Here is a 21744-nt window from a genome sequence, read left to right as displayed (position 1 = left end):
TTTCTTAATTTTCTATTTCAATCTAACTTCCGATACCGAAGCCCCAGAAGGTATCATAGGGAAAACGTTATCCTCTTGCTCCACCTTTACTTCTAAGAAATAAGGCTCTTTAGATTCCATCATTTTCTTAATAGTTGATTTTAAATCTTTACGTTCAGAAATTTGTTTAGCTTCAATATTATAACCTTCGGCAATTTTTACAAAATTTGGATTTACCATAACTGTAGACGCATATCTTTTTTCAAAGAATAACTCTTGCCATTGACGAACCATACCTAAATGTTCATTGTTTAAAACAACTATTTTAACAGGTACTTTATGTTGAAAAATAACCCCTAATTCTTGTATAGTCATTTGAAAACCGCCATCACCAATAATTGCAACAACTTCTCTATCCATTGCACCCATTTTAGCACCAATGGCCGCTGGTAAAGCAAAGCCCATTGTACCTAGACCACCAGATGTAATATTACTTTTAGATTGCGCAAATTTGGCATAACGACAAGCAATCATTTGATGCTGACCCACGTCGGTAACGATAACCGCTTGGTTGTTTGAAGCAATATTAATTTCTTCAATAACCTCACCCATTGTTAATCCATTTTTAGTAGGATGGATATCATTTTTTACAATTGTATCAAACTCAATTTTATACTTTTCCTTGAATAAATTATGCCAAGAATCGTGCTTATTTTCTTTCAATAAAGGCAGTAGTAAGCCAAGTGTTTCTTTAGAATTACCAAGAACAGCAACATCTGCATGTACATTTTTATTAACCTCCGCAGGGTCAATCTCAAAATGTATCACTTTTGCTTGAGTAGCATAATCAGCCAATCTACCAGTTACCCGGTCGTCGAAACGCATACCAATGGCTATTAAAACATCGCACTCATTGGTTAATAGATTTGGCCCATAGTTACCGTGCATTCCCACCATACCTACATTTAAAGGATGGTCCGTACTTAATGCCGAAGCACCCATAATAGTCCATGCAGCTGGTATACCTGCCTTTTCTACCATTTCCTTCAACTCCTTTTCTGCCTGACCAAGTATTACACCTTGACCCCAAACAATAAAAGGCTTTTTTGCACTGTTAATTAAATCTGCCGCTGCTTGTACGGCAGTCCTATCTACTTTAGGTACTGGCTTGTAACTACGAACACTAGAACATTTCTCATAAGAGAATTCAAATTCATCTATTTGAGCATTTTTTGTTATATCAACTAAAACCGGACCTGGCCTACCTGATTTTGCGATGTAAAAAGCCTTTGCCATTACTTCTGGAATTTCAGAAGCTTCCGTTATTTGATAGTTCCATTTCGTTACCGGAGTAGAAATACCTATAATATCTGTTTCTTGAAAAGCATCGGAACCTAATAATTGTCTGGTAACTTGACCAGTGATACAAACCATAGGTGTTGAATCTATTTGCGCATCGGCAAGACCGGTAACTAAATTTGTGGCTCCAGGCCCAGATGTTGCAATAGCGACCCCAACCTTACCGGAAACACGTGCATACCCCTGAGCGGCATGTGTAGCTCCTTGCTCATGTCTAGTAAGTATATGCGTTAATTTATCCTGAAATTTATATAACTCGTCGTAAACGGGCATAATAGCTCCACCTGGGTAGCCATACATTGTCTCAACACCTTCTGCCAATAAACAATGAATTAATGCCTCTGCCCCAGAAATTTTTATTGATTTCTTAGGCTCTGTCTTTTTTTTCTTTTCTTTTACTATTTCCATAATTAATGTTCAAATTCGAGAGTTGTATTTAAATAGTACATTTCCCGACATTATATTGCACCTAGTACTCAATTAAAAGTATACTACTTCTACTTAAAATTCGTCTGTTACACAACCCTTAGAAGCCGATGAAACCATACGAGCATATTTGTATAAGCTTCCTCTCTTCACTTTTAACTCAGGTTGCACCCAAGTTTTTCTTCTAGAGGTTATTTCATCATCCGTAAGGTTGACCGAAATCTCGTTCTTCTCAGCATCAATAGTGATGATATCACCATTTTCCAATAACCCAATTACGCCTCCTTCTTGTGCTTCGGGAGATACATGACCCACAACAAAACCATGAGTACCACCAGAGAAACGACCATCTGTTATCAATGCAACCTCTTTACCAAGACCTGCACCCATAATAGCTGCCGTTGGCTTCAACATTTCTGGCATACCAGGACCGCCTTTTGGTCCTTCATAACGAATAACCACAACATCACCTTTTTTAACTTCACCTCTACCAATACCAGCATTTGCTAAAAACTCGTCATTATACACTTTTGCCGGTCCAGAGAAATACAGGCCTTCTTTACCCGTAATTTTAGCTACTGCTCCATCTATGGCCAAGTTTCCATAAAGAATACGTAAATGACCTGTAGCTTTTATAGGATTATTTAAAGGTTTAATAACTTGCTGGTGTTCTAATAATCCGGGAACATCAGCAAGGTTTTCAGCAACTGTCTTACCAGTAACGGTAAGGCAATCGCCATGTAACATTCCATTTTCAAGCATAAACTTCATAACAGCAGGTACACCACCTACACGGTGAACATCTTCCATTAAATATTTTCCACTTGGCTTTAAATCTGCAAGGAAAGGAGTAGTATCACTAATTTTTTGAAAATCATCTAATGTAAATTCAACATCGGCAGCTTTTGCAATAGCCAAGAAGTGAAGTACTGCATTTGTAGAACCACCTAAAAGAGTTAACAAACGTATAGCATTCTCCATAGATTTACGGGTAATGATATCACTTGGCTTAATATCTTTCTCCAATAAGTTTTTTAATGCCTTACCAGAGTTTATAGCATCGTGCTGTTTGTCTTTACCAATTGCAGGGTTAGACGAATTATAAGGCATAGCCATACCCAATGCTTCAATAGCAGATGCCATTGTATTAGCAGTATACATACCACCACAAGCACCAGCGCCAGGACATGCATTTTGAATTACCCCTTTGTAATCCTCTTCATTCATAGTACCTGCAACTTTCTCTCCCCATGCCTCAAAAGCAGAAACAATATCCAAGGTTTTATCCTTAAAACAACCCGATGCAATAGTACCACCATAAACCAAAACCGATGGTCTATTTAAACGAATCATTGCCATAAGTGCTCCAGGCATATTCTTATCACAACCTACAACAGTAACTAATCCATCATAATTCATTGCTTGCACTACAGTTTCCATAGAATCTGCAATAATATCTCTAGAAGGCAAAGAATAACGCATACCGTATGTTCCCATAGATATACCATCACTAACACCAATTGTATTAAAAACAAGACCTACTAAGCCGCTATCATTGACCCCGACTTTAACCTCTTGCGCCAAATCATTTAAGTGCATATTACAAGGGTTACCTTCATAACCTGTACTGCCAATACCAATTAATGGTTTCTTTAAATCATCTTCGGTTAAACCAATGGCGTAAAGCATGGCCTGTGCTGCCGGTTGCGTGGGATCCTGGGTTACATTCTTACTATGTTTATTCAATTCCATAATGTAATTCTAGTATGCTTATCTTGATTACTTAATTCTATTAAATCAAAGATAAAAGATTAAAAAAAAATTATATTTTAACATTAGTTTACAAAACAAATTCATTTGCTCTAAAAAATAACTAAAACTCTATATATCAAATAATTACAATACTATTATATACCATATTCAATACTTCAAAAGTCAGAGTTATTATTCTTAAACCATAAAAAAAACCTGCATCAATTAAATATGATACAGGTTTTTCTATATAATGAAAAGCTATATCATCCCCGAATAGGAATAATAATGACTAATTCAATATTTAGATTTAATAATTTCATACTACAATAATAATAAAAATTTAGAAGATAAATTACAGCTTAACAAAATTGGTGAAAAAAGTATAATATTACACCAACTTGAATTTAATGACATCTCCGCCTTTTTTTTGTGCAAGAACACAAATTGCCTTATCCGTTAATTGCATAACTCTAGGATACCCACCCGTTGTTTGTCCGTCTTTCATTAATACAATTAGTTTACCAGCAGGTGTTAATTGCACTGTACCCGGTAAAGTTGCCGAGGTCAACATAGACAGTTGATGTGGTGAAATTAATTCTTGAATTTGATAGGCCATTCTATTATTTTCATGTGCTACAGAAAAAGTTTTAGAAAATAGCTCTTCTAGTTGTTTATCATTCAATAAATCGAATTCTGGCCCTTTACTTACTTCTATTTTACTTTCATCTAAAAAAGAATCAACTTTAATTTCAGAAATTTTTGGTTCAAATAGATTATTAAAAGCAAAGGGAACAACATCATTATCCTTTAATCTATTTTCCCTAGTAATTGGCTTATAGAAAGATCTGCTTCCTAATACTGAACCAGAGATAAAACCATTTTTCACTCCTAAATATGATCTGTATCCTTTTTCTAATTTTCCAAATGATAGAATATCCCCAATTTGAATTTGATAAACTTTATAATTTTGTATGGGCAAATTATTTAAAGTGGCAGACATTTTAGCGCCACCTAATGCCATATATGTTTCCTCTTCAAAAACAAGAGTAGGTCCTGTCATTGTTATTTCTAATACAGCAGAAGATACCTCGTTTTCCAGTAAAGAGTTTACTTTAAATACCGACATTTCATCCATTACACCAGATACAGGAACTCCTTTATTCCTATAATAAAACCTGCCCGAATCTTGAACCGAGGTGTAAAAACCTGCTTTTAAAACTTTAAGCATCTATCTTTATTTTTTCAGGTATATAAATACCTACTTCAGCTTCTATTTTATGTAAATCATATTCCGCTTTAGATATGGAATAAAACTCAATTTTATCACCAACATTTACAAAACAGGGATTTTCTTTTGTTGCATCGAAAATAGGAACAGAACAATTTCCAATTATATTCCAACCTCCAGGAGATTCTTGTGGGTAAATACCTGCCTGTTTACCCGCAATACCAACGGCACCTTTAACTACTTTTGGTCTAGGTGTTGCTTTTCTTGGTAACTCTAAGTCTTTTGCTATTCCTCCTAAATACATAAAGCCCGGCAAAAAACCTATTCCATAAACAGTATATGTAGCACCTGTATGTATTGCAATAATTTCTGGTATGGTCTTATTAAGACTCTTAGCTACATCTTCAAGATCCAAACCAAATTCCAAATCATATGAAACTGGCAATCGCCATAAGTATCTATTTGGTTTGTTAAACTCTCCTAATTCTAAATAGGCTGCATAAATTTCTTTTGAAAATTTATCAAAATCGATAGTGATTCCTCTATTAATCAATAACAGAGAATTATATGAAGGGACCATTTCCCATTCTTTTTCAATACAAATTGCGGTACGTAATAAAGATTCAAAACTTAATATAGTTTCGAGAATATGCTCGCTAACTTCTTTTGGCCATTCTATTAGAATAGAATGTATTCCTAATGGTTTTATATGTATTTCAGGGGAATTCACGATTTCGTCTGTAAATTATATTTTGGCAATTGTTCTGAAAGATACATTAAAATTTGCAACGCCGAAGGGGTATCTCCATGAACACAAAACGTATCGGCAAAGATTGATTTTTTTTCTCCAGTAATTGTTTCTACCAAATTTTCATTGAACATTAAAAGCAAGTGTTTTAAAACATCTTTGCCCGTAGTAATCAATGCTTGCGCTTGTGTTCTCGAAACTAAACTTAAATCTGAATTATAATTTCTATCTGCAAAAGCTTCTTTCTTAATTACAAAACCATTCTTTACAGCAATTTCTTCAATTAAGCTGCCATAGGGAACATATAATATTGCTTTCTGCTTATAAGGAGCAATCGCTGTAAGAAATACTTCTGCTAAATGCGTATTCTTGGCTATATCATTATAAAGGGCTCCATGTGGTTTAATATGATGAAGTTTGGCATTTAGATTGTTACATTCGTTTATAAAGGAATTGATTTGCCTACCTATACTATTTACAAGGTCTTCATCAGAAATGTCCATTGAAACCCGACCAAAATTCTCTCTATCCGGATATGAAGGATGGGCACCAATTTTTACATTAAACTGTTTAGCTAAATTTATACATAACCTCATTGTTGCTACCGAACCGGCATGACCACCGCAAGCTATATTACATGAACTTATAAAAGCAAATAGGTTCGACTCATTACCTATTCCCTCACCAACATCACAATTTATATCTATTGTACTTTTTGTCATTATAGTAAACCTATTACACTGAAAATACTTTTTGCTCCCAATAATACCGATAATAAAATGATTACAAGTCCTATACCATTCTGCATCCTAGTATTCTTATAAATACCCATTACGCCTACTCTATTAACGACCCAAAGTAGAAAAACTGCAATAATAGGCAGAAGCAATCCATTCGTAATCTGAGCAAACTTTATAACCTCTATTGGCTTAATACCGAACGATAAAAATAATACTCCTAAAACCAATATCAATATCCAAATAAACCTGAATTTTGCATCTTTTAATCCTGCTTTCCATCCAAAACAACTATTTGCGACATAGGCCGCAGCTAAAGGTGCAGTTATCGCAGAGGTAACACCGGCTGCAAACATTCCTATTCCTAAAAAATACAAGGCCGCAGAACCGTACAAAGGTTCTAATGCTTTTGCCATATCCATAACATTATTGACCTCAGTTGAATTTATGGCTGATGCAGAAATTATTATACTCATAGAAACGAGTCCGCCTAAGATTATTGAAACCAAAGTATCACGTTTTGCCAGTTTTAAATCCTCTTTAGATTTCCACTTTTCACTAACGAGCGCCGCATGCAAAAAGAGGTTGTAAGGAACTACGGTAGTACCAACCAAAGCAATTATTGTCAAAATCCCTTTCTCAGGAACCGTAGGTATCACAAGTCCTTTTATAAGTTCCCACATATTTGGTTTCGTTAGTACAGCGGTCATTACAAAGGATAAACTCATAATAAGCACTAAAACAATAAATACTTTTTCTAATGCTTTATAACTTCCTAAATACAAGAGTATAAACGCTAGTCCTCCAAGTATAAAAGGGTAAGTTTTACTATATTCAATACCAAACAAAGCTTCCATTCCCATTGTAGCTCCTCCAATATTACCTGCTTCATATGACGCATTACCAATGATTATTGCCGAAAAGATAAGTGCTATAACTCCATTGCGAATCCATGGATTATGTAGTTCTTGTTTTATTACATCAGCTAAACCTTTCTGTGTAACAATTCCCAATCTTGCAGACATTTCCTGGAGAATATAGGTAGCAATAATAGATAACAACATGGCCCACAGTAAACTAAACCCAAAATCAACGCCTGCCAAAGTACATGCCGTAACCGTGCCTGGCCCAATAAAAGCTGCTGCTACGAGTACACCTGGACCTAATTTCTTAAACATTTAGTTAAATTATCGTTCCTGTAAATATAATCTCTAAAAAATGAATTTGCTTACCAACCCCAAAATCATTTTCACCACAATTTTAACATTTAAAAATGCAGTTAATCTAAAAAAATGCAATTCGTCTAAAACTTGATGGTCATTCATCGAGAAATTATACTAATCTTAAAATATCTGGGTTATAATTTTCCCCAAACCTTAAACTTAACCTATTAATGATTTGTTTAGAATGTAAAAAAGAACTTGGTTATTTGGACCATAAAAATGCTATGGAGAGCGCAGGTGTAGAACTCTGTACAAAACATCATGAACGCATTAAGCAGCTTATTACGAAGCATGACACCCCTTTAGAAGCTATTCAGTTATACTATGCGCTTAAAGAAGCTGGTATAAACTCTATGCTAGAATGGTGGGATGGTAAAAAATCAATAGATATTGCCATTTCTAGGGTAAAGCTTAACATTGAAATTGACTCTGCTTACGACAAACTTACAGAGCACGAGGCTATTAACAATTTAGAAGAAGCTATGCACTCTTTTAAAAATGGTTTTACGACCATTCGCATTCCTCATATTGTCGTTCGTTATTATTTAAATGAAACGGTGAACAATATTATAGGCATTATGGAAGGACTAAAAGCCAACATAAAAGTGATTAATTAAAATATCAATTATGGAAAATTCTCAAAAAGCAAATAAGAACTTAATTAGGGTAGCCCTAGCTACCCTATTAATTGGATTTCTTATGCAAATACTGCATTGGCCCTATTCTGCAGGAATTATATTTACTTCATTTGCAGTGATACTCCTATTATATGCTTTTCGGTTTTCGAAGAAAAAGGAGAAAAAACCAATAGACATAATTAAAATGGCATTAGTATTATTTTGGACTACTAATGGCCTTTTAACTATTCTAAATTTCCCTTACACCTTATTTTTTCAGTTAGGAACAGGGTTCACATTTATAGCTTGGTTTGCAATGGAAGGTACTGCCTATTTTATGGATAAAAAAGGAAAAGTTAGGAACAGCTTAACTGAAATTATTTGGAATTTTATAATGGTCATAGGTGTTCTTACCATTATTTTAGGCGGACTCATGCATTTATTAAACTGGAATTATTCTATTCCTACCTTGACCCTTGGCTTAACAATTATAGCAAGTTTTATTCTTAAAGACATTTTCTCCACTCCGAAGAAAAATGAAGATGAAGCTAACAATGAGGAATTATATTCCTAATTAAAAGCTAAATAGTACCTAATTCATAAAGCTACTTTCAGGCAATTTATCGTATCTTTTACCTACTAAAGATATGATAAATGAATAACCTTGACCGACGACAATGGCTTAAAACTGCAGGACTAACTGGTGGATTTACTTTTTTAGGCGGATTTGGCGCACTAGCCATACCTACCAAAAGTTCTTATGCTACCATAGAGTATAATATTGCCAAACTAAATTCTAACGAAAATCCGTACGGACCATCAAAAGCAGTAAGAGAGGTAATTTTAAATTCTTTAGATATTGCATGTAGATATCCTTCCGTTAGTTTACGCCCATTGGTGGAACAAATAGCCCAGAAAGAAGGCGTTACAAAAGACCATATTGTAATAACAGGGGGCTCAACCGAAGGTTTAAAAGCTGCCGGTTTAACCTACGGAATTAATGGCGGAGAAATCATTGCCGCAGACCCTACTTTTCAATCTTTAATGACCTATGCCGAAAATTTTGGTGCTACAGTTCATCGCGTTCCTGTAGATGAAAATATGGGTCACGATTTAATGGAGATGGAAAAACGCATTACCTCTAAAACAGGATTAATTTTCATTTGCAACCCCAATAACCCTACAGGTACCCTTTTGGATAAAAATAAGCTGAGGGACTTTTGTTCTTCGGTAAGCAAAAAAACCATGGTTTTTAGCGATGAAGCCTATTACGATTTTATTACCGAGCCCGATTACCCTTCTATGGTAGAATTGGTAAAAGAGAACATGAATGTAATTGTCTCTAAAACCTTCTCTAAGGTGTATGGCCTTGCCGGACTACGTATTGGTTATTTAATTGCCAGACCAGATATTGCCACCAGGTTAAAAAAGAATGTTATGGCGATGACAAATGTGATAGCCATTGAAGCTGCCAAGGAAGCATTAAGAGACGATGAATTTTACAAGTTCAGTGTCGCTAAAAACGTAGAGGCGAAAAATAGTATCTATAAAACGTTAACCGATTTAAATTTAGAACACCAAAAATCGCACACCAATTTTGTTTTCTTTAAAACAGGCAGACCAATTTCTGAAATGATGGCTGCCATGGAAAAAGAGAATGTCCTTATTGGTAGACCTTTCCCTCCATTTACTGATTGGGCACGTATTAGTACAGGGACACTTGAAGAAGTGCAGCTATTTGATAAAGCACTTAGGAAGGTGATGGGATAATTTTTTTTAATTTGTTGTGTTGTAATTTTGGGCTACGGGTGGTATTGGTTTCTTGTTATATAAGATATTTAAGCATAAGGCAATTTGATAACCAATGGTTGATAAGAAAGATTCTTAACTATTTATTACTTACTTGAAACACCACTAGTTACAAACTAGCGGTAGCTGGGAAATGTTTTATATTTAATTTATAGATAAGTTTCATAAAAATAAAAGTCCTATCAATATTATGTTATGAGCAAAAAAAGTAAAATTAATAATAGAAGAAGGCGAACACCAATCATAATTAAAAAAGTAGAAAGTGAAAAAAAATCCTTTTTTGTTAAAATTAGAGATTATCCATTAGTTATTATTATTGGTTTAATTATGCTATTTTCCAGTTTTTATTTTTTGATTAAGCCTTCAATAATTAATCAAATGAATCCCGCCACCTTTAAAAGAAATAGTATAGACAATAATGTAAGAGGTACTTTTTTGAAAGCGACAACTAGCATTAATAAAGACAGTCTAGTTTTTATCTTAGGAAGTTCATCTAACAATAAATATGGTGGAGTTAAATATTTAGCTAACGAAATGAAGCGGACTGAAAGTGATAGTCGCACTTGTATAATACCTGAAAAAGCATTTACAAATGCTTTTCAAAATGAGTGCCCTTTATTGTATCGATTCGATAATGAAGGAAAAATATTATTTACGGCCAATATTGCAACTAAAGAAAAGGAGGTTGTACTGTTCATGGATGATAACAATATTTCGAATGAATTTATACTCAAAGATGAAGGAATATTTACATTTAATGGAGATGATTATGGAATTGAGTTGATAGGCTTTGACGGTAATGTACTTTTTTCTGCCGATTTTGTACCCCCGAACAAAATATATATTCAGGGAATATTATACGATCAAAATAGAAATATTATTTTGTCAAATGGAGGAATAATTTTTTCAGGTTCAGACTCCATAATACTAGAAGAGAAAGCATCTATGGAAAATACAGCTAAACTTTTTAATTATAGTGGGGACGACTATCTTGGAAAGCGAATCAAAATAAACTAAACTAGTAGCCACCCGTTCTCGCTAGTTTGTAACTAGTGGCATTCCAAGTAAGCGAAAAAAAAACAATCTTAAAGTAAAATCTATCTCCAGTTTACATTTCACAACCCAAAAAACAATGTACATTACCCCAACCAACCTTCTCTATCTAAACTTCGATACTGAATAGCTTCCGAAATATGGTCACCATTTAAAACTGCGTCACCGCCAAGATCGGCTATGGTTCTTGCAACTTTCAAAATCCTGTCATAGGCTCTTGCAGAAAGGTTTAAACGTTCCATTGCATTTTTTAAAAGGGATTTCGATTTTTCATCTAGTTTGCAATATTGCCTTATTTGCTTTGTATTCATTTGCGCATTGTAATGCACATTTTCTAGTTCTTCAAATCGGGCAGTTTGTAATTCTCTAGCTGCAGTAACTCGTTTTCTAATTTCAACACTTCCCTCACCTTTACGTTCTTCAGATAATTTTTCGAAAGGAACAGGAGTTACTTCAGTATGAATATCTATACGGTCTAACAAAGGACCCGAAATTTTACTTAAATACCGTTGCATTTCTGCGGGTGAAGAAGTCACAGGCGCATCTGGGTCATTAAAATACCCTCCCGGACTAGGATTCATACTCGCTACGAGCATAAAACTACTTGGGTAAGTTACGGTAAAACGAGCACGTGAAATGGTTACCTCACGGTCCTCTAACGGTTGCCGCATTACTTCTAATACACCACGTTTAAATTCTGGTAATTCATCTAAAAATAAAACTCCATTGTGAGAGAGGGATATTTCCCCAGGTTGCGGATATGCTCCGCCACCAACCAGTGCAACATCGGATATGGTATGATGTGGACTCCTAAAAGGTCGTTGACTCATTAATCCCATATTCTTAATCTTGCCCACCACACTATGTATTTTGGTGGTTTCCAAAGCTTCATGCAAAGTCATAGGAGGTAAAATAGAAGGTAATCTTTTAGCCAACATGGTTTTACCTGCTCCTGGCGGACCTATTAATATAATATTGTGTCCGCCTGCAGCGGCAATTTCCATACAGCGTTTTATACTTTCTTGCCCTTTTACATCAGAAAAGTCAAATTCAGGAAAATCTAAATTTTTATAAAATTCTTCCCGCGTGTCTATTATAGTTTGCTCTAACGGAGTTCCTTGGTCAAAGAAATCTATGACTTGTTTTATGTTATCTATGCCATATACTTTTAAATTCCCCACAATAGCAGCTTCTTTAGCATTTGCAGTAGGCAATATAAAACCTGTAAATCCTTCTTCCTGAGCTTTTATGGCAATGGGCAACGCCCCTTTTATAGGCTGTAAACTACCGTCTAAAGACAGTTCACCCATTATAATATACTTCTCAATATCTTCTGATTTTATTTGACTGGAAGCGGCGAGTATACCTATAGCTAAAGTAAGGTCATACGCAGAACCTTCCTTACGAAGATCTGCAGGTGCCATATTTATTGTAATTTTTTTACCAGGAATTTTGTAGCCGTTGTTCTGTAACGCTGCTGCTATACGGTAATTGCTTTCCTTAATTGCGTTGTCGGGCAGTCCTACTAAATGATAACCAATTCCCTTATCTATATTAACCTCAACAATTATAGTGGTGGCCTCAACGCCAAACACTGCACTACCATAAACTTTTGTAAGCATTATTAATCCTTTTGGATTTTAAATGTAACCTTTTTATTATTAAAATTTCACTAGGACTACTTCACCCAAAAGTTCTTTTTTAAGGAAACTGGTAAACCAGCTTTGGTAAATCCTTCTAAAGACACTTCGAATTCACCTGTAATATCTGAACTGTAAAATTTAATATTCTCTACTTTTTCTGCCATTTGTATGGTAGGCTTCCATAGTAACTGGTATCTAAAATCGGGCAAACGTTCATTTGCTTCTTTTAAATCCCCATCATACGATTGTTCGTAGTAATTCTTACTTTCGTTAGGTTTAAATAATTTCTGAGCTAATAAGTTTGGCGTATAATAATTCTCATAAAAATTGGACTTAAAGGTAACTACATCTACAACACCTTGAAATGCCCTTGTCCCATAAAAATGCTGGTTTCTTGATATATTTATAGATTCTACCTGAGCAGAAGACAGGTTTATTAATCGCTCGTGATCCTGTACTAAAATACCATCTACAAATACCAATGGCAGTTTACCTGTTTCTACAAAAGGTGCTATAGGGCGTACATGAAATTCATTTTGACCTTGTTTATTTTGCTGTATCCATACATGTTCAACAACCTCAACAAATGTTTCTTTAATAGACGCAAACCTAGTGTACTCGTCCAGCACATAATTCATAGTGCCTTCACCATAAAATCGTTTATTAGGCTTCCCAATTAATATCGTATCTGGCTTACTGCTGTAGTATGCATTTTCAATTTGATTATAGATGCTTCTTTCTTGAATTAGGGTTTCCATATCTCTATGAATAGTAAACTGGTTGAACTTTAAGTTAGACAGATTTACTGCTTCTTCTGGACTTAAACCAATTTCAAATTCGTTATTGGGATTATTCATTACTTGAACGTACACCTCTTCGGCAGTATAGTCCTCTTCCACATTTGCATAAAATCGTCCATTAGCATCAGTAGTTGCGCTCTTAAAAAGATAATCTTTACCGGGAAATGAAAGTGCTACTGCTTTATTATTAATATTTGTTGAATCGTTATTGGCAGATATTTCACCTACAAAAAGCTCTCCCCTTAATTCTGGTAAAATAAGATGGTCAACATTACTCATTTCTGGGTAACTATTCTTAAAATTTAAGGTTGATGTAGTTGTTTTAGTTTCCAGTTCATCTACTTTTCTAACAGATATAGAGTAATTACCCAATCCCTCTAATGTAGAAGCTGCAATTTTTAAATTAATAGGTTGGCGGGTTGCATAAGTATTTTCCCCAAGATCTATACTTAATGTAGAATTGACAATTGTATTATTTTCAATTTTATTTGTATTAGTTGATGAATCTTCGGTTAAGTCTACATTCTTATCTCTAAATACAGCCTGATTACTGGTGTATGGATTCACTATGGTTATATCATTACTGTAAAAATAACTTTTACCATTATTAAGCATCCATTGGGTGTAGGCTATAAGTTTATAATTGCCTGAAGGAATAGTAGATGGTATAAAGAAATTGCTATTTCCTTTACCATTGATCAACTTTATTTTTTGATTTAAAACGATTTCTTCATTTTCGTCAACCAATTTCAAATAGGCAATTTTACTAACATCGCTCAGAAGTCCCGTATTATTTTTTAAGCAATAAATGGAATAGTAAATATACTCCCCAACAAAAGCCAAATTAGAATTGGAATGTACAAATACCTGTTCTTGATGAGGCACTAGTTTATCATCATTCAAAAAATTTACAGCATTACCTTGCGCATAAATTTGCAAATAAGCAAAATGCACAACGATTAATAAAACCAAATTAATTTTCAACTTCATATCTATTTTCTTTATTCTACCCAAAATTCCGGCACTACATTTGAACCATAAAATGTACTATTACCACATGGTGTGGCAACCATTAAAAAAGGACCGTATTCACTTAAATTTAATGGATTACTTTCTTGATTATATTCTTCCACATATTTTAACGTTTCCAATTCTATTGCTATAAGTAATGGTGAAGCACCAGCTTCATTTATAATAGGTGGAGAAACCAAAGTACAATCAACGGGATATTTAGGTAAACTTTCTCCTGGAAAAAAATCGGTATAATTAAAAAATATTCTTTTTTCCGTAACCGTACTTACTTGAAAAAAACCAACGACATCCTCCTCTACATTAGTGTCAGATTTTATGTTACCTTCTAAAAAACCTGATTGTCTTTGCGAAAACAAACTTTCTGTACCTGAGAGTAATTGTAGCGTTTCATAATACGCATAAGCTGCCCTATTCTGAACAAATTGTTTTACCAGAATACTATAGCGATGCGATAGTATAAAATTCTCACGATTAATAAAGCGAACAGGAAATTTATTAATACGATCTTCTCCTAAGTCAGTAGTATTTTCTTGAATGATTGTATTTGAAGCAATTGTATTATAAGCCACTTGCTCCTCTCTTGTTTTAGTTCTTATTGCCACTTCCGGGTTTGGTAAAGGTGAAACAATATAAGCGTCTGATGCACTCCAAAACGGGGCTATTATCTTATAAGTTTCTTCATATTCATATCTGTAATATTTAGATTGGCCAGTAGGATCGTAACTATCTACATAGATGAACATACCTTCTTCTGCTCCACCATCTTTAAAATCTCTAACGGCATACAAATTATCAATAGTGGTTTTTGCTGGCACTTCTACTTCTTCTGAGGAATAGCTTTTACCATCTGCGGTTTCAACTTTCAATGTATAAGTAGTTCCCGGTATGGCAGCGAAAGGACTTGTTGACTCATACTCGCCAGGTGACGCCTCGTTAAAGCTAAAAACGCCTCCATTACTATCTACAACATTTACTTTTGCCGAACTTAAGCCTGTCATTAAAACGGTATCTAGCGGAAATGTTCTTGATACCAAAATACGCTGTGTTTCCACCTGATCGGTAATTGTGCCTTCTATAACCATAGCACTTTTAAATTCGGTAGCTTCCACTTCAAAGGGGTCAATGCAGTTTTGCATAACAAGCCCAATGACTAATGCCAATACAAGCTTCTTTATAATCGTCAATTTACTGGTTATCAGCATTTTTTAATTTTATTATTTGTAAAATCTATTTCTTAATCTTCTACCCAAAAATCCGGAACTACATTACTACCCAATACTGTACAATCGCCACAAGAATTTGGATAAGCCATTACGAATGGAGTATCAACATTTGGAGGTTCAGTTTCATTATAAAAAGTAAATAAATCCTTATCAATTCCATATATCAAATATCCCTCACTACCACCTATATTCTTTAATTGAGGAGTTAACAGTTCGCAATCGTAACTTGGAGGGTCTTCACCTGGAAAATAATCTTCGAATTCAAAAAAGATTCTTTTTTCAGCAGATGAACTCACCTGAAAGAACCCGATTACATTTTCGTTTTTGTTAGTAACCGAATGTAAATTCCCCTCGATAAAACCTGTTTGCACTTGATACAATGAACTTTCTGAATCTGATAAAGATTGTAAGGTCTCGTAATAATTGAAAGCAGCTCTAGATTCCACAAATTGTTTAACCAAAATGCTATAGCGACTGGCAAGAATAGTATTGTCTCTGTCGATAAAACGGATTGAAAATTTATTGATTCTATTATTATTGTAATTAGAGGCTTCAATCTGTATTACATTTTTAGAGGTTACGGTATTATAACATATACGTTCATCTTCTTCCCTATCAAATGTACCAACTCTAATATCAGGAACAACCCTTGATATTACATATGCATCTAAAGGGCTCCAATAAGGAGCAATAATTTTATAGGTCTCTTCATATACATAACGATAATATTCATTACTATTGGTTAAGTCTTCGCTATCCACATAAATAAAGATACCCTCATTGACCTCACCATCCTTAAAGTCTCGTTCGGCATAAAGATTGTCTATTTGTGTTGGCTGTGGAGTTACAACTTCATCTGAAGAATAAACACTTCCATCAACAGTAGTTACAGATAAGCTATAGCCTAAACCCGCTTGCGCAGCAAATGAAACGTTAGAAATATATTTACCCTCTTCACTTTCTTCAAAATCATAAACAGCGCCATTAGTATCAGTAACCGATACATGCGCACCACGTTCCCCATAAATACCTGTAGTATCCAACGCAAAGGTTCTAGAAACCAATATTTCTTGGTTTTTATTCTCGTCGGTAATAGTGGCTTCAATTACTAGTGCACTATTAAAATCTACAGTTTCCACCACAAAAGGTTCTATACAACTGCTCATAGAAAGCCCAATGGTCATTACCATTAGAACTATATTCGCTTTTGTTGTATAAATTTTCATTATTATCTTATAATTAATCTATCCAAAAATCTGGTTTTATATTACTACCCAATACATTACAGTCTCCACATATTGTAGGTACCATAACATATGGATATTGTGGCACTCCTCCATTATCTGGTCTTTCATCATCATCACCATCAGCAAATTGAAAAAATTCAAGAATTTCATTCTCAACCAAAAATATCAACGAAATTTCCTGATTTGGAATTTGAAACGTACAATCGGCAATAAAGGGTGGAAGTTTTTCTTCAGGAAAATAATCTGAATAATTAAAAAATACTCTTTTTTCAGAAACTGAACTCACTTCAAAAAAACCAACAACTTCTTCATCCAAATTTTGCTCAGATTTAATATTACCTTCCAAAAACCCGGTTTGAATCTGTGAAAAAATACTACCCGATTTTGAAAGGTCATTTAAACCACGGAAGTAAGCATATGCTTCTGGTGATTGCACATACTGCTTAACCAAAATACTGTATCTATGTGATAGTATATAATTCTCCCTACTTATAAATCGTACGGGAAACCGAGAAATTCGATTTTGATTAAAATTGGTTGTACTTTCTTGGATTATAGAATTAGAGACTGCAGTAGTAAAACATACCCTTTCTTCTCTTTGCCTAGGTCTTAAATCTACCAAAAGGGAAAGAGGGTCCGAAGTTGTAATAAAAGTTTCATAAGCACTCCAAAACGGTGGGATAATTTTATAGGTCTCCTCATAAGTATATCTATAATATTTGTTTGCACCTGTTGGGTCATAAGAGTCAATGTAAATAAACATTCCATCTTTCAAAGAAATATTATTAAAACCCCGAACACTATAAACACTATCTATTTGTGTTGGCTGTGGAGTTACAACTTCATCTGAAGAATAAACACTTCCATCAACAGTAGTTACAGATAAGCTATAGCCTAAACCCGCTTGCGCAGCAAATGAAACGTTAGAAATATATTTACCCTCTTCACTTTCTTCAAAATCATAAACAGCGCCATTAGTATCAGTAACCGATACATGCGCACCACGTTCCCCATAAATACCTGTAGTATCTAAAGCAAAGGTTCTAGAAACCAATATCTCCTGGTTTTTATTCTCGTCGGTTATAGTAGCCTCTATCACTATGGCACTATTAAAATCTACAGCTTCAGCCACAAAAGGTTCTATACAACTGCTCATAGAAAGTCCAATGGTCATTGCCATTAGTGTTATTTCCATGTTTGTCGTATACACTTTCATTTTAAAACTTAAAATTATACGTAATTGTAGGTACAGGAATTGAAAATATAGAGCTTTGGTATGCGTTTAATTCCCCATTCTCCGTTACAAAAAATACAGAATACGGGTTATTTCTACCCAGCACATTATATACCGAAATATTCCAAAAGCTATGTGCTAATTTATTTTTCTTGTGGTTCCCTTCAATATTCACCCCTAGATCTAATCGATAATAATCTGGTATTCTAAACTCATTACGGTTACTATACACAACATACTCCGAATTATTAAAATTATAGCGTGCTACTGGGTAGGTTAAAGGTCTACCGGTTTGATAAGAAAGGTTCGCAGAAAAACTATACCTTTTTGTGAGTTTATAATTCAATACCGCACTAAAGTCGTGAGGCTTATCATAGTTTGTTGGGAAGTACTCGCCATTATTTACGCGCTCTTCGGCAAACTCACTATCCAACTTTAAAAAAGAACGTGAGTAGGTGTACCCCAACCATCCATTAAGTTTACCAGAATTTTTACGAATTAGAAATTCTACCCCATATGCCTGTCCATCCCCTTGTAGAGTTTCTGTTTCTATAGTTTCATTTAGTAAAAGCTCAGAACCTACTTTAAAATCTAACAAGTTATCAGCTTCCTTATAATAGCCTTCTAAACTTATTTCGTACAGATTACCTTCCAAATTTTTATACAAACCAAGGCCCACTTGTCTTCCTTTTTGTGGTTTTATATTATTGTCCGATAATTTCCAGGTATCTATTGGGCTAATTGTAGTCGTATTCGATAGTCTGTGTATATATTGATAAGTACTGTTATAACTAGCTTTTACAGATAGGTCTTGACCTAAAAAATAACGTGCTGAAATTCTAACTTCCGGCCCGCCATACGTTTCTACTACTTCGTTGTTATCATAAGAAACGGTTTCTACCAATGTTTCTTCGTTCTTAGGCATATTTTCTTCATAAACACGCGCATTTGCAGCTCCCAATGTCGCAAACATGGAGTACCGAAGCCCTACATCTATTAGTAGTTTATCGTTAATTTCCCAATTATCGGATACATATAGTGCAGCTTCTACAGCCTTTTCAGTAGGTATTATTTTAGAATCTACAATGGAATTACTACCGTTAGGCTCCAAATTTCCAGGTTGTACATTATACAATTTTGCAGAAAGCCCATAATCAAATTTGTGTTCTTTACTATGTAAATAGGTGAATTTAAATTTTGCTTCGGTTTCATCTACTACAAAGCCCAAATCAAAATTACTGTCAGAATTACCTTCATAACCAATATTGAATTCATAATTACTATTCGCTACAATAAAACTCGCCGTGTTTTTTTCATTAAACTGATGGTCCCATTGAAAAGAGAGTAATCTATTATTATACCCATAAACAGAATCTGAGGTAATACTAAAAGCATCACCGCTATAGTACCCCATAGCTTTTACAGTATTCTTATCATTAATCGTATGCGTATACTTTACAATACCATCATAAAATGACGCTTTACTATTATTTAATGATTCATCTTTTAGAGATCTTAAAATCCAACCAGAATACGTTCCTCTACCACCGACCAGCAAACCAGATTTTCCTTTTACCACAGGTATTTCTAAAGCCACGTTAGACGTTACGGGTCCTATAGCAGCTTCACCAGAAAATTTTTCGTTATTTGCGTCTTTAGAGGTGATATCAAAAACAGAAGATAAACGGCCACCATATTCAGCAGGTATTCCCCCTTTAAGTATTTTAAGGTCTTTGGTCGTAAATGGGTTTAAGGCTTGAAAAATTCCAAAAAAGTGAGAAGGATTATAAATTACGGCATTATCCAATAACATAAGGTTTTGGTCCGTACTTCCCCCACGCACATTAAAACCTGCTGCACCTTCACCAGCTGTAGATATTCCCGGTAAGGTTGTTGCTACTTTTAAAACATCGCGTTCACCTAATACTAGCGGAATATTTTTAGTTTCTTCAACAACTAATTCTGTACTACCTGATAAAGCTTCTTCCACATTTTTAGCGGCATTTGCCTCAACCGTTACCTCATCTAAAAATTCAACACTTTCGTTTAAACTAAAATTTAATTCTCCGTCATTAAAAACAATAATTCTTGTTGTGCTAGTTTCTATACCTAAAGAGGATGTTTTAACAATATTGGTACCCATTGGTACTTCTAATTCAAAATATCCATTATCATCTGTTACTACACCAGAATTTTTACCATTTAATATAATTGATAAATTAGAAATGGGTTGACCTTGCTCGGCTGTTCTTGCATAACCGCTTACATTATAAGCACTTTTTGCATTTCCCAAATTTTCTTTACCAATACGTACAGTTCTAGAAATGGAATTATTGTTCGAAGCTTCAATATTTGAAAATACGGGATTACTTGTTACTCTAATATTATTCGCATTTTCAATAACCGAGTCCACAACTTCTTTCCCAAAAAAACCTTCGGGCAAGTCTTTATAGATAATATTATTTTGAGTAAGGATAATTTTAGAATCGCTTAGTTTAAAGAAATTTAAATTGGTTTCTTTAAATAAGGTGTTTAAAATATCATCTAGGGTTTCATTGGTGAAATTCCCAGAATATGTTTTATCTGTAACCCAACTTTCATCCAAGTAAAAGGTAAAACCAGCCTCGCGTTCTACTTCTTTAAGAACATCTAAAATATTTTTATTTTGAAACTGAAAATTATACCTGCTTTCTTTTTCTTGTGCAAAAATGCCGACACTCAAAAATAATATGAGTATTAATACCTGTTTTCTCATAGCTTATTTCCTTGTTTTTCGGTAATAAATGTATCTGCCAACTTTTCAAAGAAATCCGTCCAAAAATAATCTTCGTTAGTTTTTCGTAATGCCGGGTTATAATATTCGTTGATATACTGCTTTTTGTCCGGCCATATTCTAATAACATCGCTTTTAGACTTTACTTCATAATAATCGTCTTGATACGCTATAAAATAACTATTATCGTTGTCAAACTCATAATAAACGGTATTACCTTTAATCCGTTTAAAACGTTTCTTTTTATTCTTCTTAAGCAGAGTTATGGGTTGCTTTACAACTAACAATTCGTAAAAACCATTCATTTCTATAGTTGATTCCGAATTGTTTATCTGAACAAAATTGCTTTTGCCAAGTTGAAAACTTTCAATTTTAGACTTAAAAAGAATTAATGTAGGGTACTCGTAATTATACCCTACGTTAAAGAGTAGTTCATCTACATTTAGATCATACTTTAACGGTACCTCATCATAAAATTGACCGTCATATACGATTGACCCGGTTAGGAAATCGCTGCTTTCAAAAAACTTGTGTCGTTCATTTATGGTCCTGTAGAGTTCTACATATTCAATACCATTAAATAGCGAAGTATTATATCTATTTATTTGATTGTCGAACCAATTATAAAATTTTGGTTCTTTTTGCACATTCTGACTTGTTACAAAATTAAATACTGTAACAAATATAACTAGCGCAACTACTAGTTGTTTGGTTTTCATAGGGTTGGTTCTTGTTTTAAAAATAACAATAATTTATAATATTAATTCTCCCATAACGCTTTATAAATTATAATTTAAAAAAAACACCTATATCCCTATTTAAACATGAATAATATTCAAAATTTTAACAAAAACACTC

17 protein-coding genes are annotated in these 21744 nt (G+C 34.2%); 4 read left to right on the top strand and 13 right to left on the bottom strand.

The genetic code is table 11. From position 1 onward, the window contains the following. Positions 1 to 12 precede the first annotated feature (12 nt). From ilvB to BTR34_RS15680, 6 genes are all read right to left on the bottom strand, one after another. The gene (gene ilvB, locus BTR34_RS15705; protein ID WP_068482871.1) at positions 13 to 1746 is read right to left on the bottom strand and encodes a biosynthetic-type acetolactate synthase large subunit; all 1734 of its coding nucleotides are present in this window, start codon (positions 1744 to 1746) and stop codon (positions 13 to 15) included. Positions 1747 to 1839: 93 nt separating this feature from the next. After that, a complete protein-coding gene (gene ilvD, locus BTR34_RS15700; RefSeq protein WP_068482868.1) occupies positions 1840 to 3516 on the bottom strand; it encodes a dihydroxy-acid dehydratase in 1677 nt (558 codons plus the stop codon). 391 nt (positions 3517 to 3907) lie between these two features. Then, complete coding sequence (locus BTR34_RS15695; protein WP_068482865.1) at positions 3908 to 4747, bottom strand: 5-oxoprolinase subunit C family protein; 840 nt, start codon at positions 4745 to 4747, stop codon at positions 3908 to 3910. Continuing rightward, a complete protein-coding gene (gene pxpB / locus BTR34_RS15690; RefSeq protein ID WP_068482862.1) occupies positions 4740 to 5477 on the bottom strand; it encodes a 5-oxoprolinase subunit PxpB in 738 nt (245 codons plus the stop codon). Before pxpB ends, BTR34_RS15695 begins: the two co-directional genes overlap by 8 nt. Next, the gene (gene pxpA, locus BTR34_RS15685; RefSeq protein WP_068482860.1) at positions 5474 to 6217 is read right to left on the bottom strand and encodes a 5-oxoprolinase subunit PxpA; all 744 of its coding nucleotides are present in this window, start codon (positions 6215 to 6217) and stop codon (positions 5474 to 5476) included. The genes pxpB and pxpA overlap by 4 nt, the downstream gene beginning before the upstream one ends. Further along, a complete protein-coding gene (locus tag BTR34_RS15680; protein ID WP_068482858.1) occupies positions 6217 to 7410 on the bottom strand; it encodes an Nramp family divalent metal transporter in 1194 nt (397 codons plus the stop codon). The genes pxpA and BTR34_RS15680 overlap by 1 nt, the downstream gene beginning before the upstream one ends. A 215-nt stretch (positions 7411 to 7625) precedes the next feature. Here BTR34_RS15680 and BTR34_RS15675 point away from each other — a divergent pair, with 215 nt between their 5' ends. From BTR34_RS15675 to BTR34_RS15660, 4 genes are all read left to right on the top strand, one after another. After that, positions 7626 to 8072 (top strand): hypothetical protein, encoded by a 447-nt coding sequence (locus BTR34_RS15675; RefSeq protein WP_068482854.1) that lies wholly within the window; start codon positions 7626 to 7628, stop codon positions 8070 to 8072. A gap of 10 nt (positions 8073 to 8082) precedes the next feature. Then, on the top strand, positions 8083 to 8646 hold the full coding sequence (locus BTR34_RS15670; protein WP_068482851.1) for a hypothetical protein: 564 nt from the start codon (positions 8083 to 8085) through the stop codon (positions 8644 to 8646). An 80-nt stretch (positions 8647 to 8726) separates the two neighbouring features. Next, on the top strand, positions 8727 to 9842 hold the full coding sequence (locus BTR34_RS15665; RefSeq protein ID WP_068482848.1) for a pyridoxal phosphate-dependent aminotransferase: 1116 nt from the start codon (positions 8727 to 8729) through the stop codon (positions 9840 to 9842). Between the two features lie 234 nt (positions 9843 to 10076). After that, entirely contained in the window at positions 10077 to 10898 is an 822-nt protein-coding gene (locus BTR34_RS15660; RefSeq protein ID WP_068482846.1) for a hypothetical protein, read from the top strand. Positions 10899 to 11020: 122 nt separating this feature from the next. Here the strand turns inward: BTR34_RS15660 and BTR34_RS15655 are convergent, their stop codons facing one another. From BTR34_RS15655 to BTR34_RS15625, 7 genes are read right to left on the bottom strand one after another with little or no spacing between them, the layout of a single operon-like run. Then, positions 11021 to 12556, bottom strand: coding sequence for a YifB family Mg chelatase-like AAA ATPase (locus BTR34_RS15655; RefSeq protein ID WP_068482843.1), 1536 nt, complete (start codon positions 12554 to 12556; stop codon positions 11021 to 11023). A 56-nt stretch (positions 12557 to 12612) separates the two neighbouring features. Then, positions 12613 to 14367, bottom strand: coding sequence for a hypothetical protein (locus BTR34_RS15650; protein ID WP_157483768.1), 1755 nt, complete (start codon positions 14365 to 14367; stop codon positions 12613 to 12615). Positions 14368 to 14378: 11 nt separating this feature from the next. Then, positions 14379 to 15611 carry a DUF4249 domain-containing protein gene (locus BTR34_RS15645; protein WP_068482837.1) on the bottom strand — a complete coding sequence of 411 codons (1233 nt, stop codon included), beginning with the start codon at positions 15609 to 15611 and terminating at the stop codon, positions 14379 to 14381. 32 nt (positions 15612 to 15643) lie between these two features. Continuing rightward, positions 15644 to 16858, bottom strand: a complete 1215-nt coding sequence (locus BTR34_RS15640) for a DUF4249 domain-containing protein (protein ID WP_074472151.1) — start codon at positions 16856 to 16858, stop codon at positions 15644 to 15646. 13 nt (positions 16859 to 16871) lie between these two features. After that, positions 16872 to 18095 carry a DUF4249 domain-containing protein gene (locus BTR34_RS15635; RefSeq protein ID WP_083612618.1) on the bottom strand — a complete coding sequence of 408 codons (1224 nt, stop codon included), beginning with the start codon at positions 18093 to 18095 and terminating at the stop codon, positions 16872 to 16874. A gap of 1 nt (position 18096) precedes the next feature. Beyond that, positions 18097 to 20868, bottom strand: coding sequence for a TonB-dependent receptor domain-containing protein (locus BTR34_RS15630; RefSeq protein WP_068485078.1), 2772 nt, complete (start codon positions 20866 to 20868; stop codon positions 18097 to 18099). Next, entirely contained in the window at positions 20865 to 21605 is a 741-nt protein-coding gene (locus tag BTR34_RS15625) for a hypothetical protein (RefSeq protein WP_068485079.1), read from the bottom strand. The genes BTR34_RS15630 and BTR34_RS15625 overlap by 4 nt, the downstream gene beginning before the upstream one ends. Between the last annotated feature and the right edge of the window lie 139 nt (positions 21606 to 21744).

Source organism: Maribacter hydrothermalis (genome assembly GCF_001913155.1).
In the GTDB taxonomy this organism is placed as follows: Bacteria; Bacteroidota; Bacteroidia; order Flavobacteriales; family Flavobacteriaceae; genus Maribacter; species Maribacter hydrothermalis.
The sequence above is the reverse complement of the archived record's forward strand: the minus strand, read 5'-3'. Positions and strand labels throughout refer to the sequence as shown.